Source organism: Kitasatospora sp. NPDC033851 (genome assembly GCF_055576085.1).
Window position 1 is genome coordinate 104,727 of the sequence record NZ_JBVIRL010000021.1, and the last position, 13,235, is coordinate 117,961.

The 13,235-nt window shown below is 72.9% G+C and carries 12 protein-coding genes and 1 riboswitch; of the genes, 5 read left to right on the forward strand and 7 right to left on the reverse strand.

The features are described 5' to 3' along the window. The first annotated feature begins 25 nt into the window (after positions 1 to 25). From ACZ51D_RS32330 to ACZ51D_RS32340, 3 genes are all read left to right on the forward strand, one after another. A complete protein-coding gene (locus ACZ51D_RS32330; RefSeq protein WP_465664274.1) occupies positions 26 to 775 on the forward strand; it encodes an IclR family transcriptional regulator in 750 nt (249 codons plus the stop codon). A 58-nt stretch (positions 776 to 833) separates the two neighbouring features. Then, positions 834 to 1,244 carry a RidA family protein gene (locus ACZ51D_RS32335; protein ID WP_465664275.1) on the forward strand — a complete coding sequence of 137 codons (411 nt, stop codon included), beginning with the start codon at positions 834 to 836 and terminating at the stop codon, positions 1,242 to 1,244. Positions 1,245 to 1,366: 122 nt separating this feature from the next. Then, positions 1,367 to 2,086 carry a DUF2470 domain-containing protein gene (locus tag ACZ51D_RS32340; RefSeq protein WP_465664276.1) on the forward strand — a complete coding sequence of 240 codons (720 nt, stop codon included), beginning with the start codon at positions 1,367 to 1,369 and terminating at the stop codon, positions 2,084 to 2,086. Between the two features lie 301 nt (positions 2,087 to 2,387). Here ACZ51D_RS32340 and ACZ51D_RS32345 read toward each other — a convergent pair whose 3' ends face one another. Next, positions 2,388 to 3,380, reverse strand: a complete 993-nt coding sequence (locus ACZ51D_RS32345; protein WP_465664277.1) for a M23 family metallopeptidase — start codon at positions 3,378 to 3,380, stop codon at positions 2,388 to 2,390. A gap of 2 nt (positions 3,381 to 3,382) precedes the next feature. After that, a riboswitch (cyclic di-AMP (ydaO/yuaA leader) is annotated at positions 3,383 to 3,563 on the reverse strand. A 312-nt stretch (positions 3,564 to 3,875) separates the two neighbouring features. On the opposite strand from ACZ51D_RS32345, the gene ACZ51D_RS32350 reads away from it, so the two are divergent. Continuing rightward, positions 3,876 to 5,411 (forward strand): DHA2 family efflux MFS transporter permease subunit, encoded by a 1,536-nt coding sequence (locus ACZ51D_RS32350; protein WP_465623284.1) that lies wholly within the window; start codon positions 3,876 to 3,878, stop codon positions 5,409 to 5,411. Between the two features lie 7 nt (positions 5,412 to 5,418). Here the strand turns inward: ACZ51D_RS32350 and purB are convergent, their stop codons facing one another. From purB to ACZ51D_RS32370, 4 genes are all read right to left on the reverse strand, one after another. Beyond that, on the reverse strand, positions 5,419 to 6,849 hold the full coding sequence (purB, locus tag ACZ51D_RS32355; protein ID WP_360508275.1) for an adenylosuccinate lyase: 1,431 nt from the start codon (positions 6,847 to 6,849) through the stop codon (positions 5,419 to 5,421). 127 nt (positions 6,850 to 6,976) lie between these two features. Then, a complete protein-coding gene (locus ACZ51D_RS32360) occupies positions 6,977 to 7,432 on the reverse strand; it encodes a MarR family winged helix-turn-helix transcriptional regulator (protein WP_465664278.1) in 456 nt (151 codons plus the stop codon). 96 nt (positions 7,433 to 7,528) lie between these two features. After that, complete coding sequence (locus ACZ51D_RS32365; RefSeq protein WP_465623281.1) at positions 7,529 to 7,945, reverse strand: DUF3037 domain-containing protein; 417 nt, start codon at positions 7,943 to 7,945, stop codon at positions 7,529 to 7,531. Further along, a complete protein-coding gene (locus ACZ51D_RS32370; protein ID WP_360508266.1) occupies positions 7,942 to 8,697 on the reverse strand; it encodes a HipA family kinase in 756 nt (251 codons plus the stop codon). The genes ACZ51D_RS32365 and ACZ51D_RS32370 overlap by 4 nt, the downstream gene beginning before the upstream one ends. A 214-nt stretch (positions 8,698 to 8,911) precedes the next feature. Here ACZ51D_RS32370 and ACZ51D_RS32375 point away from each other — a divergent pair, with 214 nt between their 5' ends. Then, the gene (locus ACZ51D_RS32375) at positions 8,912 to 10,270 is read left to right on the forward strand and encodes an NAD(P)/FAD-dependent oxidoreductase (protein WP_360508263.1); all 1,359 of its coding nucleotides are present in this window, start codon (positions 8,912 to 8,914) and stop codon (positions 10,268 to 10,270) included. Between the two features lie 135 nt (positions 10,271 to 10,405). Here ACZ51D_RS32375 and ACZ51D_RS32380 read toward each other — a convergent pair whose 3' ends face one another. Together ACZ51D_RS32380 and ACZ51D_RS32385 are read right to left on the reverse strand one after the other, a co-directional pair. Continuing rightward, a complete protein-coding gene (locus ACZ51D_RS32380; protein WP_465664279.1) occupies positions 10,406 to 11,599 on the reverse strand; it encodes a GDSL-type esterase/lipase family protein in 1,194 nt (397 codons plus the stop codon). A gap of 266 nt (positions 11,600 to 11,865) precedes the next feature. Further along, on the reverse strand, positions 11,866 to 13,203 hold the full coding sequence (locus ACZ51D_RS32385) for an aminotransferase class I/II-fold pyridoxal phosphate-dependent enzyme (RefSeq protein WP_465623278.1): 1,338 nt from the start codon (positions 13,201 to 13,203) through the stop codon (positions 11,866 to 11,868). Positions 13,204 to 13,235: the final 32 nt, after the last annotated feature.

Below are 13,235 nucleotides of genomic sequence, written 5' to 3' on the forward strand. Positions count from 1 at the left end.
ACCCCAGCCCTCGAAGCGGAGCACGATGAGCCAGACCGTCACCCGCGCCCTGCGCATCCTCGCCCAGCTCGGCGAGGGCGAACGCTCCCTCGACCAGCTCGCCGAGGTGCTCGGCGTCCACAAGACGACCGTGCTCCGGCTGCTCCAGAGCCTCGAAGAGGAACGATTCGTCTACCGCGACGCGGCCTACCGCTACCACCTGGGCGCCGGCCTCTTCGCCCTGTCCGGCCTGGCTCTTGAGCAGCGCGGCATTCGCCGGATCGCCGCCCCGCACCTGGCCGAGCTGAACGCCGCCACCGGCCAGACCGTGCACCTGGCCGCGTACGAGGGCGGCGAGGTGGTCTACATCGACAAGTTCGACTCCCGCCATCCGGTGCGGATGTACTCCCGGATCGGCCTGCGCGCCGCCCTGCACAGCGCCGCCGTCTCCAAGGTGCTGCTGGCCGACCTGCCGCTGCCCGAGCGGCGCCGGGTGGTGGCCGGGATCGACTTCGCCCCGCACACCGAACGCACCCTCACCACGCCCGGGGCGCTGCTCGCCGAGCTGGAGAAGGTCGCCGCCCAGGGCTGGGCGCAGGACCACGCCGAGCACGAGGCCTTCATCAACTGCGTGGCCGCACCCGTCCGGGACGCCAGCGGGCGGGTCGTCGCCGCCGCCTCCATCTCCGTCCCGGACGTCGTCCTCCCGTACGAGCAGGTGCTGGACCTCCTCCCGCAGCTGGTCGCCACCGCCCGCGCGGTGTCGGCCGACTGCGGCCTCCCCGGCCACAGTTGACGGATCATCAAGACAGCCCGAAACAGCCGCCGAGAACTCCAAGGAGCAAGGAACCCCCATGTCCTCCGACAAGATCGAGATCCGCACCGACGGGGCCCCCGCCCCCGCCTGGATGTTCTCCCAGGGCGTCCGCAAGGGCCCGATCCTGCAGGTCTCCGGCCAGGGCCCGCAGGATCCCGCGACCGGCGAGTACCTCCACCGCGGCGACGTGAAGGCACAGACGCGGCGCACCCTGGAGAACGTCAAGGCCATCGTCGAGGCCGGTGGCGCCACCATCGAGGACGTGGTGATGTTCCGCGTCTACCTCACCAAGCGCGCGGACTTCCCATTGATGAACGAGGTCTACGCCGAGTTCATCGAGGAGAACGTCAAGCCCGGCGGCGTGAAGCCCTGCCGCACCACCGTCTTCGTCGAGCTGCCGCAGGAGCCGATGCTGGTCGAGATCGACGCCCAGGCCGTCGTCGCCTGACGATCCGGCCGACCCGAGGGCCCGGACGGCACGTCCGGGCCCTCGGCGTTCCCCGAGGCCTGCTTGCCACACTTCGCCAGCAACATTAGGTTAGGCTCACCTAACTATCTGGAGGTCCGTCCATGAGCCTGCCAACCGGCGACACCGAGGTGCCCGAGCCCACCACCGCCGAACGGATCCACAGCCTGCTCAGCACGACCTCCTCGCTCGCCGTCCGCACCCTGGGCGAGCAGCACGACCTGGACGGCCCGGTCTCCGCCCACGGCTCCCGCCTGCGGCTGCGCGCCCCGCTGGACACGCCGCTCACCGTGGCCGCGGCCCACGCCGCCGAGGGCCTCGCCGTCATCCTCGATGTCACCGACGTCGCCCCCGTCGCCGTCCGCGACCGCGTCCGCGCCCGCCTCACCCTGGCCGGCCGGCTGCACCTGGCCCACCTCGCCGACGACGGCCTCAGCGCCCACCTGCGGGTGGACGTCGCCCACGCCGTCCTCGCCACCCCGTACGGCACCGGCGCGGTCACCGCCGCCGACCTCGCCCTCGCCGCCCCCGACCCGATGGCCCGCCACGAGGCCGCAATGCTCACCCACTTCGCCGACGACCACGCCGACGCACTCGAGGTCCTCACCCGCCTGCTCGACCCGGTGCTGCTCGCCCGGAACCCGGACGTCCGCCCGCTCGCCCTGGACCGCCACGGCCTGGTGCTGCGCCTGGACCACCCCGACGGCCACCGCGACGTCCGCCTGGTCTTCCCCGAACCGGCCCGCGACACCGAGGACTTGGGCCACCGGATGCACGACCTGCTGGCCGCCGCCCGGTACGGTCAGCCGGCCCACCGCAGCTGAGTCGCCGGCTCACCGCCCGGCCGCGTCCTCCTCACGTACCGCCCGGACCACCACCGGCGCACCGCGAACGCCACCCCGACCCCGCCCCGACCCCGCCCCGAAAACGAACCGCCGACCCCGAAAACGGCAGCGGCCGGCCCGGCTCGCGAGGAAGTGAATCCCGCGAGCCGGGCCGGCCTGGGCGTGTCCCGCGCCCATGTCCACTGCACGGCGATCACCCGGTCGAGCGGTCACCCGACATGACCATCCCGGAGGATCGATTCGCTCCGCAGCAGCGGTGGTTCCTGAAACCCCGACAGGGTCAGAGCGCGACGCCGTGCGCGCGCAGGTAGGCGACCGGGTCGATGTCCGAGCCGTACTCCGGGCCGGTGCGGATCTCGAAGTGCAGGTGCGGGCCGGTCACGTTGCCGGTGGCGCCGGAGAGGCCGAGCTGCTGGCCGACGGTGACGGTCTGACCGATCTTCACACCGATCACGGAGAGGTGCGCGTACTCGGCGTAGTGGCCGTCGGCGAGCTTGATCTCGACCTCGTTGCCGTAGGCGCCGCCGTTGCCGGCCTTGACCACGACACCGTTGGCGACGGCGCGCAGCGGGGTGCCGGTGGAGGCCACGAAGTCCTGGCCGGTGTGGTGGCCGGAGGCCCACATCGAGCCGGCCACGCCGTAGGCCTCGCCGAGCACCGGGTGGGCCAGCGGCGCGACGAAGCCGGAGGCGGCGGCGACCGGAGCGGCGGTCACGGCCTGGGCCGGAGCGGCGGTCTGAACCTGGGTCTGCACCTGGGCGGCCGGCTTGGCGGCCTCGGTCTTGACCTGGACCTGGGCCTGCGGCTTGGCGGCCGAAGTGGCCTGGGTGACCGGAGCGGCCGGCTTGGCGGGCTTGGCCGGGGCGACGTCCGCGGACGGCGCGGCAGCGTGGCCGGCGATCGCGAACTGCTGGCCCGGGAAGATCAGGTTCGGGTTGGCGCCGACGACCGAGCGGTTCTGCTCGTACAGCGCGTGCCAGCCGCCCTCGACGTGCTTGGCGTCGGCGATCTTGGACAGGGTGTCGCCGCTGACGACGCGGTAGCTCTCGTGCGCGGCGGCCGGAGCGGCCTGGGCCGGCGCGGCCTGAGCCGGCGCGGCGTCGACGGCGGTGGTGGAGGCGGCGGTCTGCGGGGCCGGGGCGACCAGGGCGGTGTGGGCCTGGGCGCTCATCGCGGTGACGAGCGGGAGGGCGAAGGAGACACCGGTGACGGCGGTGGCGATGCCGATGCGGGCGGCGCGGGGCAGGGCGATACGACGAGCCTGAGCAGGCATGGAAGTTTCCTCTCCGACGCCTGCGAGGTGAGCTGTCGGGTTCGGGCTGGAGTTGCCCGGCCGCATGCGCGGCTTCACCCCAAGCCGGCCCTGGACGCCGCGCCCTGAGGCGCGAACTTCCGGTCCGGCGACTTACCTGTGGGTCCCCCGCTCCTGCCGTACAGAGTTCAGTTCGAACCACCGGGAAGCGGCAGGACTCGGCGTTCCACCCGGTGGATCCGTCCGGACTGGCCGGGCGGTCGCTGAACTAAAACCCATCCGTTCGGGTGAAGCAATGTCGATCTCTTGAATCGGCAACCATCCCCCGGGGTGCGGTGACTCTCCGGATGATCCGCTGCACGGTGCGTACGCGATCCATTCACCCCGCGCCACTGATCCACGACCCTGCGCCGACATCGACGGCACTGCGCGGTCGTCCGCTCACGCACCGCACACCACCGACACACCCGCCGGTGACCCTTGTCACGCGGGCCTCACGGGGAGCAGGATCGGGCCGTGGCCACTTCCGAGGCCGGCACCCTGCGCCTGGGCACCGCGCAGGGTCGCTGGGTACTACTGGCGACGGTGCTCGGCTCCAGCATGGCGATGCTGGACGGCACCGTGGTGAACGTCGCCCTGCCCCGCATCGGCGCCGACCTCGGCGCCTCCCTGGCGTCCCTTCAGTGGACGCTGAACGGCTATCTGCTCACCCTGGCAGGCCTGATCCTGCTCGGCGGCGCGCTCGGCGACCGGTACGGAAGGCGCCGGGTCTTCCTCATCGGCGTGGTCTGGTTCGCCGCCGCCTCCGCGGCCTGCGCCGCCGCGCCGAACATCCAGGTGCTGATCGCCGCCCGCGCCGTCCAGGGCATCGGCGGGGCGCTGCTCACCCCCGGCTCGCTCGCCATGCTCCAAGCCGTCTTCGACCCTGACGACCGCTCGGCCGCGGTCGGGCTGTGGTCGGGCCTCGGCGGCGTGTCGGCCGCGGTCGGCCCCTTCCTCGGCGGCTGGCTGGTGGACGGCCCGGGCTGGCGCTGGATCTTCCTGCTGAACCTGCCGCTCGCGGCCGCCGTGATCACGGTCACCACGCGGTACGTGCCGGAGAGCCGGGACGAGAGCGCCACCGGCCGCTTCGACGTGCTCGGCGCGGTGCTCGCCGCGTTCGCCCTCGGCGCGATCACCTACGCGCTGACCGCCGCCGGGGAGGGCGTGTCCGCCGTGGTCTGGGTCAGCGGGTTGATCGGTGTGGTGCTCGGCGTCGCCTTCGTGGCCGTCGAGCGCCGCGCGCCCGATCCGATGCTGCCGCTCGGCCTGTTCTCCTCCCGGCTGTTCACCGCCGTGAACCTGGTCACCCTCTGCGTGTACGCGGCGTTCAGCGGCGTCTTCTTCCTGCTGGTGGTGCAGCTGCAGATCGTCGCCGGGTTCTCGCCGCTGGTCTCGGGCTTCGCGCTGGTGCCGATCACGGTGCTGATGCTGGGGCTGTCGGCGCGCGCCGGGCGCCTCGGCAAGCGGATCGGCCCGCGGATCCCGCTCACCGTCGGCCCGCTGCTGTGCGCCGCCGGGGTGCTGCTGATGCTGCGCATCGGCCCGGGCTCTTCCTACTGGGCGGACGTGCTGCCCGCCGTCACGGTGATGGGCTGCGGCATGACGCTGCTGGTCGCGCCGTTGACGGCCACCGTGCTGGCGGCCGTCGAGGTCCGGCACGCGGGCATCGCGAGCGGGGTGAACAACGCCGCCGCCCGCGCGGCCGGCCTGCTCGCGGTGGCCGCCCTCCCGGCCCTGGCCGGACTGAGCGGCGACGCCTACCGGGTGCCGTCCGCGGTCGACTCCGCCTTCCACACCGCGATGCTGATCTGCGCGGGTCTGCTGGCCGGCGGCGGGCTGATCGCCTTCGCCACCGTCCGGGGCAACGTCCTCGCCCCCGAGGACCACCTGGTGGCCGAGCCGGACTGCGCGTGGACCTGCGGCACCACCCCGCCGCTCGACCCGGGCCACGTCCACACGCACGAGGGCCCCGTCACCGGTCCGGTGGCGGGGCCCTCGCCCGACAGCTGACGAGTGGTCAGAGGATGTCGGCGGGGACGTACTTGGCGGCCTCCGGGTAGGCGGCCGCGACGGCCTCCACCTGACGGACCACCTCGGCGACCTGGGCACCGGCCGCACCGGTGAAGGAGAGCTTGTCGGCCAGCAGCGCGTCCAGCGCGGCCCGGTCCAGCGGGATCCGCTCGTCGGCGGCCAGGCGGTCGAGCAGCTCGTTCTCCCGGGCGCCCGCGCGCATCGCCAGCGCGGAGGCGACGGCGTGCTCCTTGATGACCTCGTGCCCGGTCTCCCGGCCGACGCCCGCGCGCACCGCGCCCATCAGCACCTTGGTGGTGGCGAGGAACGGCAGGTAGCGGTCCAGCTCGGCCTCGACCACGGCGGGGAAGGCGCCGAACTCGTCGAGGACGGTCAGGAAGGTCTCCAGCAGGCCGTCGAAGGCGAAGAAGGCGTCCGGCAGCGCGACCCGGCGCACCACCGAGCAGGAGACGTCGCCCTCGTTCCACTGGTCGCCGGCCAGCTCGCCGGTCATCGAGGCGTAGCCGCGCAGGATGACGGCCAGGCCGTTGACGCGCTCGCAGGAGCGGGTGTTCATCTTGTGCGGCATCGCGGAGGAGCCGACCTGGCCCTCCTTGAAGCCCTCGGTGACGAGCTCGTGGCCGGCCATCAGGCGGATGGTCTTGGCCAGGCTGGACGGCGCGGCGGCCAGCTGGACGAGCGCGGTGAGCACCTCGAAGTCCAGCGAGCGCGGGTAGACCTGGCCGACGCTGGTCAGCACGTTGTCGAAGCCGAGGTGCGCGGCGACCCGGCGCTCCAGCTCGGCCAGCTTCTCGGTGTCCCCGCCCATCAGGTCCAGCATGTCCTGGGAGGTGCCGACCGGGCCCTTGATCCCGCGCAGCGGGTAGCGGGCGATCAGCTCCTCCAGCCGGCGGAAGGCGACCAGCAGCTCGTCGGTGATCGACGCGAAGCGCTTGCCCAGGGTGGTGGCCTGCGCGGCCACGTTGTGCGAGCGGCCGGCCATGACCAGCTCGGAGTGCTGGGCGGACAGCGTGGCCAGGCGGACCAGCACGGCGACCGCGCGGTCGCGCACGTGCTCCAGCGACCGGCGGATCTGCAGCTGCTCGACGTTCTCGGTCAGGTCCCGGGACGTCATGCCCTTGTGGATCTGCTCGTGGCCGGCGAGTTCGCTGAACTCCTCGATCCGGGCCTTCACGTCGTGGCGGGTGACCCGCTCACGGGCGGCGATCGAGCCGAGGTCGACCTGGTCGATCACCCGCTCGTAGTCGGCGACGGCGTTCGCCGGCACCTCGACGCCGAGGTCCTGCTGGGCCTTCAGGACGGCGAGCCACAGGTGGCGCTCGAGGACCACCTTGTGCTCGGGGGACCACAGCTGGGCCAGGGTCGCCGAGGCGTACCGGGAGGCCAGGACATTGGGGATCTGGGGCTTCGCGCTCACGCTTCGCAAGGGTAACAGCCGAGGTCACGCCGGACGTCGGCACCCTGCTCCACCGGCGGCCGCGGCCGCCGGAACCCGCCGGACCGCTCGGCCCGACGCGGGTCCGCGGGTACGGGCGGCGCAGGGCCTACTGCGCGCCGCCCGTCCGGCCGGCCAGCACCGGCAGGACCTGCGTGCAGATCGAGTGCAGGGCGATCCGCTGCTCGTCGTTCATCGCCTCGAACGCCTGGTGGGTACGGCCCATCTCGCTGCGGATGAGGCCCAGGATCTCCCGACCCTCGGCCGTGATCACCACGATCTTCACCCGGCGGTCACCGGCCGCCGCCGCCCGGTTGGCCAGGCCCAGCGACTCCAGCCGGTCCACGATCCCGGTGACGTTCGACGCGTCGCAGCCCAGCCGTCCGGCCAGCGCGCGCATCGGCACCGGCTCCTGGACCGCGCCCAGCGCCTTGGCCTGCGAGGAGGAGAGCCCGTGCCGGGCCGCGGCCGCCGCGAAGTCCTGGAAATACGCGGCGCCGACGGCGGCCAACGCCTCCATCAGCTCGGCGTTGGTCGGTACGGTCGTCGTCGGTGTCGAACCCATGGGGTCAGGGTACGACCAGGTGCTTCAGCAACTCAAGCTTTGACCGGAGCAACCGTCGCGAGCCGCCTCACACCTTCACAGACATGCACCCGGCGGTCACAGCACCAACTGGTCGAACAGCCGCCGCAACTCGGCGTCCGGGTCGGCGGTCAGCCCGGTGTGCACCGGCCCCGGCTGGACGATCGCGCTGCGCGGCGCGGTCAGCCAGCGGAACCGCTGCCCGGGGCTGTCCCCCGCCGCCGGCCCGGCCTGCGGCCCGCCCAGGCAGACCGCCTCGATCCCGTGCAGCGCCCGCCGCACCCCCTGCACGTCCGTCACCGGGTCCAGCGCCAGCAGCCGCGCCTGGTCCAGGTGGGTCCGCGCCGCCAGGTGCGAACTCTGCCGGCAGTACAGCAGCACCCCGACGTTGACGCACTCACCGCGCTCGACCCTCGGCACCGCGCGGATCACGGCGTACTCGTAGTCGTGCAGCTCGACGATGGCCGGCAGCGCGGGCGTCGACGACTCGCTCATGCGGGCACCTCCGGCAGCCAGTCACGCGGACCGGCCAGTCGCCCGGTCAGCTGGGAACGGTACGCGGCGCGCACCTCGTCGGGCGAGTCGAAGCCGAACTCGTCCATCAGCCAGACCTCGGGGATCTGCGCCACGGCCGCCTCGATCGCCGTCTCCGCGAGCGGGGCGAGCGCCTTGTCCGCCGACTCCAGGTCGGGCCTGGCGCGCAGCAGCGCATGGTCGGAGGCGTCGTACGGGCGGCGCACCCAGGCGGCGGCACCGGGCCAGTTGTGGTGGAAGATCAGGCTCGCGCCGTGGTCGATCAGCCGCAGCCCGCCGGTCGCCACCAGCAGGTTCGGGTTGCGCCAGGACCGGTCGACATTGCCGATCAGCGCGTCGAACCAGAGCACCCGGCCCGCGAGTTCGGGATCCACCTCGAAGCAGAGCGGGTCGAAGTTGAGCGCGCCGCTGACGAACGCCATCCCGAGGTTGGTCCCGCCACTGGCCCGCATCTGGTCCTGGATCTGGTGGTCCGGCTCACTGCGCGCGAGGACCGGGTCCAGGTCGACGGTCACCAGCTCCGGCACCGGCAGCCCGAGCCGCCGCCCCAGCTCCCCGGCCAGCACCTCCGCGACCAGGGCCTTGCGCCCCTGCGCCGCACCGACCCATTTCAGCGCGTACAGCCGCCGATCATCGGCCTCGACCAGGCCCGGCATCGAGCCGCCTTCTCTCAGTGGCGTCACGTACCGGATCGCCGTCACCTCGGGTAGCACGCCCACAGCCTATCGGTGCATCCGTCCCCGCCGTACGCCCACAACCCCTCCCCTCCCTCATCCGCCCCACCCCGCGCACCAACCACCGTCCCAAGCCCCCACCACGGCCCACCCTTCACCCCTCCCTCATCCGCCCCACCCCGGTGGCAGCCCCCGCTGCTCCGTGCGAGTGTGGCGGACAGTAATGGGGACCTTCACGGCAAAGGGATGAGCGATGGAACGACCTCGGATCCTGATCGTGGGCGGTGGCTTCGCCGGCCTGGAGTGCGCCCGCCGCCTCGAACGCAAGCTGTCACCCTCGGAGGCCGAGATCTCGCTGGTCACGCCGTTCAGCTACCAGCTCTACCTCCCCCTCCTCCCCCACGTCGCCGCGGGCGTCCTCACCCCGCAGTCCGTGGCCGTCTCCCTGCGCCGCTCGCTGCGCCGCACCCACATCGTTCCGGGCGGCGCCATCGGCGTGGACCCGGCTTCCAAGGTGTGCGTCGTCCGCAAGATCACCGACGAGGTGGTCGCGCAGAAGTACGACTTCCTGGTGCTCGCCCCCGGCAGCGTCACCCGCACCTTCGACATCCCGGGCCTCACCGACTACGCCCGCGGCATGAAGACGCTGGCCGAGGCGGCCTACGTCCGTGACCACGTGATCGCCCAACTCGACCTCGCCTCGGCCACCCTGGACCAGCGGGAGCGGGAGTCCCGGCTCCAGTTCGTGGTGGTCGGCGGCGGCTACGCGGGCACCGAGACGGCCGCCTGTCTGCAGCGTCTGACCACCGCCGCGTCCCACCGCTACCCGCGGCTGGACGCCCGGCAGATCAAGTGGCACCTGATCGACATCGCCCCGAAGCTGATGCCGGAGCTCGGTGACCCGCTCGGCGAGGCGGCCCTGGAAATCCTGCGGGAGCGCGGCATCGAGGTGTCGCTGGGCGTGTCGGTGGCCGAGGTCGGCGCCGAGTCGGTCAAGTTCACCGACGGCCGGGTGCTCCCCTGCCGGACGCTGATCTGGACCGCCGGGGTGGCGGCGAGCCCGCTGATCGGCACCCTGGACGCCGAGACGGTCCGCGGCCGGCTCGCCGTGACGGCGGAGATGCGGGTGCCGCAGTTCGAGGGCGTGTTCGCGCTCGGGGATGCCGCCGCCGTGCCCGACCTGGCGAAGGGCGACGGCGCGGTGTGCCCGCCGACCGCCCAGCACTCCGCCAGGCAGGGCCGCGCGGTGGCGAACAACGTGATCGCCTCGCTCCGCAACCAGCCCCTGGAGCCTTACTACCACAAGGACTTGGGCCTGGTGGTCGACCTCGGCGGCAAGGACGCGGTCTCCAAGCCGGTCGGTGTGGAGCTGCGCGGGGTGCCCGCCCAGCTGGTCGCGCGTGGCTACCACCTGATGGCGATGCGCACCAATGTGGCCAAGTTCCGAGTGGGCGCCAACTGGCTGCTCAACGCGACCGCCGGGGACGACTTCGTCCGTACCGGCTTCCTCGCCCGCCAGCCCGCCCGGCTTCAGGATTTCGAGTACACCGACGCCTATCTGACGAAGGATCAGGTGCGGGCGCACGCCCAGTCCCTGCTTGCCAAGGGCTGACCGCGCTCACCAAGTCCTGCTCGCAGCACATCACTTCGGCGCCCCCGCAGCCAAGGCCGCGGGGGCGCCGAAGCATGTGGTCAGCACTCGGTCACAGCGCGCTCAGCGCGCGGTCACCGCATGCCCAGCGCACGGTCACCGCGCGGCGAGGTACATCCCGCTCGCGTCCTGCCCGGCCGTGTTGCGGCACGCGTAGTCACCGCTCGGGCGGCCCCACAGCAGCGTCAGGCAGCGCCCGACCGCCTGCTGCCCGTAGTAGTTGGGGTGCATCGACTCCTGCAGTGCGCCCTGCGTGGAGTTGAGCCCGCCGTCCAGGAAGCGCGCCCACTCGCCGGTGGTCGCGGACGGGCCGGAGCTCGCGGTCGGCTGCTTGGTGGCCGTCGAGCAGACCTCGCGGCCCTGCAGCATGTCCGACAGGTCGAGGAACTGCGCGCCCTTGGACGCGGCGACGCCCGCCAGCGCCTGGGAGATCTGCGGCACCATCGTGTCGCGGGCCCAGTCGGCGTCTCCGTCCCAGAACGGGCAGCCGCCGGTGTCGGACCGGGTCCAACCGCTTTCCGGGTACCGCATCTCGGCGCTGCGCGGGATCGGCGACGGGTAGGACTGCAGCACCAGGCGGTAGTCCGACTGCGCGTAGCCCGCGCCGGCCATCACGGCGCGGATCTCGTCGATCGCCTTGCCGACCCCGGCCATCGCCGTGGGCATCTTGTCGTCGATCTGGGACTGCGCGGAGTCGTGGCAGTACGAGTACCAGATCAGGTAGTCCTGCACGCAGTTGGAGATGATGTCCGCGAAGCCCAGGTCGTTGCCGCCGATCGACAGGGTGATCAGCTTGACGTTGTTCTGCCGCGCCACGCCGGCGAGTTGGTCGGCCTGCGGGGCCTCGCCCTTGTACGACTGGCCGCCGTTGGAGGCGCGGAAGATGTTCGCGGTGACGGCGCCGGAGCAGGCCAGGTTGATCTCGTTCTGGGCGCCGGTGGAGGCGCTGATCACCTCGGAGACGTCGGAGCGGTCGCAGCCGCTCGCCGCCGTGGCGCCGTAGACCCGCGAGGGGTCGTACGAACTGCCGGTCCAGGCGCGGTCGGTGCCGTTGCGGCTGCCGCTGGTGCCGGCGGAGTTGCCCTTCCAGCGGCCGGCCTCGCCGGAGATGTAGCTGTCGCCGAGCGTGACGCTGGCGGTGGGCCCGGAGGGCACGGCGGCCGGTGCGGCGGAGGCCGGTGTGGCGACGGCCAGGCCCGCGAGGGCGAGCGGGAGGGCGAAGGCTGCGGTGAGCAGCCGTCGGCCGAGTCGAGGTGCGCTGCGGTTGATGCTCGAACAGTTTTCGGGCACTGCGGAACTCCTGCGGCTCGGTCTTCCCGTGGATGGGGAACGGGAAGACGCGTAGGTGAGGGTGGGCCGCCGGCCGGTGGCGCGATGAAGATGACATGCCCTCGCCTGTTACCGCTAGGTATCTGCAGCAGGTTTCGCTTTTGTTACCGCCGGGTTCAGACCAGACCGGCAACCGCGGACCGGCTGCCGCCCGCCGCGCACACCCGTCACACCAGCCCCGCCCACCCCACCGGCAGCCCGCCGTTCACCACCGCCCACCTCGCCGTTCACACGAGCCGGGAGCCGTCCCCGCTCGCTCCCAGCACCGCTGCCAGGTCCTCCGCCAGTTCCCTGGCCTGCGCCGACTCCAGCCGGGCCGTGGTGAACCGCAGCCCCGGCGGCGACTGGATCCGGTACCGCGCGCCGGGCGCCGCGACCCAGCCGCGCTGCACCAGCGCCGCCAGCGCCGAGGTCTCGTCCGGTACCGGCACCCAGACGTTCAGCCCGCTCTGCCCGTGCGCCTCGATCCCGCGTGCCGCCAGCTCGCCCAGCAGGGCGTCCCGCCGGGCCCGGTAGGTCGCGGCCACCCGCGCGACCGGCGCGGCGTCGCTGCGCCACAGCTCGGCGACGGTGCGCTGCAGCAGGTGGCTGACCCAGCCGGCCCCCAGCCGCAGCCGTCCGGACACCCGGCCGATCGTCTCCGGGTCGCCGACCGCCACCGAGACCCGCAGGTCCGGCCCGTACGCCTTGGCCGCCGAGCGCACCACCGCCCAGTGCCGCGACCCGGCCACGGCCAGCGGATGGAACGGCTGGTCGACCATGCCGTGCCCGTGGTCGTCCTCGATCAGCAGCACCCCGGGGTGCTCGGCCAGGACGGCCTTCAGCGCCTCGGCCCGGCGCGCGGTGAGCGCCGCGCCGGTCGGGTTCTGCGCCCGGCTGGTGACCACCACCGCCCGGGCGCCCTCGGCCAGCGCCGCCGCGAGCGCGTCCGGCAGCGGGCCCTCGTCGTCCAGCCGGACGGGCAGGTGCTTGAGGCCCATCGCGGGCAGCAGGTCGAACAGGCTGCCCCAGCCCGGGTCCTCGACGGCGACCGCGTCGCCGGGGCGCAGCCGGGCGTCGAGGATGCGTTCGATGGTGTCGAGCGAGCCGGAGGCGACGACGATCGGGCCGCCGGGCAGGCCGTCGGCCTCGAATGAGGCGCGGGCGAGCGCGAGCAGTTCCGGGTCTACGGCCGGGTGTCCGTACAGCACCGGTTCGGCGCGCGCGGCCTCGGCGGCGGCCGCGAGGGCGGGGCCGAGGTCGGGCAGCAGCGCCGGGTCGGGGTTGCCGGCGGACAGGTCCCGGGCGTGCGGGGGGACGGGGATGCGGATCTGGTCGCGCGGGGTGAGCGCGGGTCTGGGGAGGATCCGGCTGCCCTTGCGACCGGCCGTCTCGATCACGCCTCGGTCGCGCAGCAGCCGGTAGGCGGCGGCGACGGTATTGGGGTTGACGCCCAGTTCGGCGGCGAGGTCGCGCAGCGGGGGCAGCGCGGTTCCGGGGGCGAGCAGTCCGCTGCTCACGCCCTGTTCGATGTGCGCCGCGATTTCGCTGGCGCGTCGCCCTTTCAGCGGATAGTCTCCTAGCACAAAGTAAATTATGCACTAGTACATAGAGGATG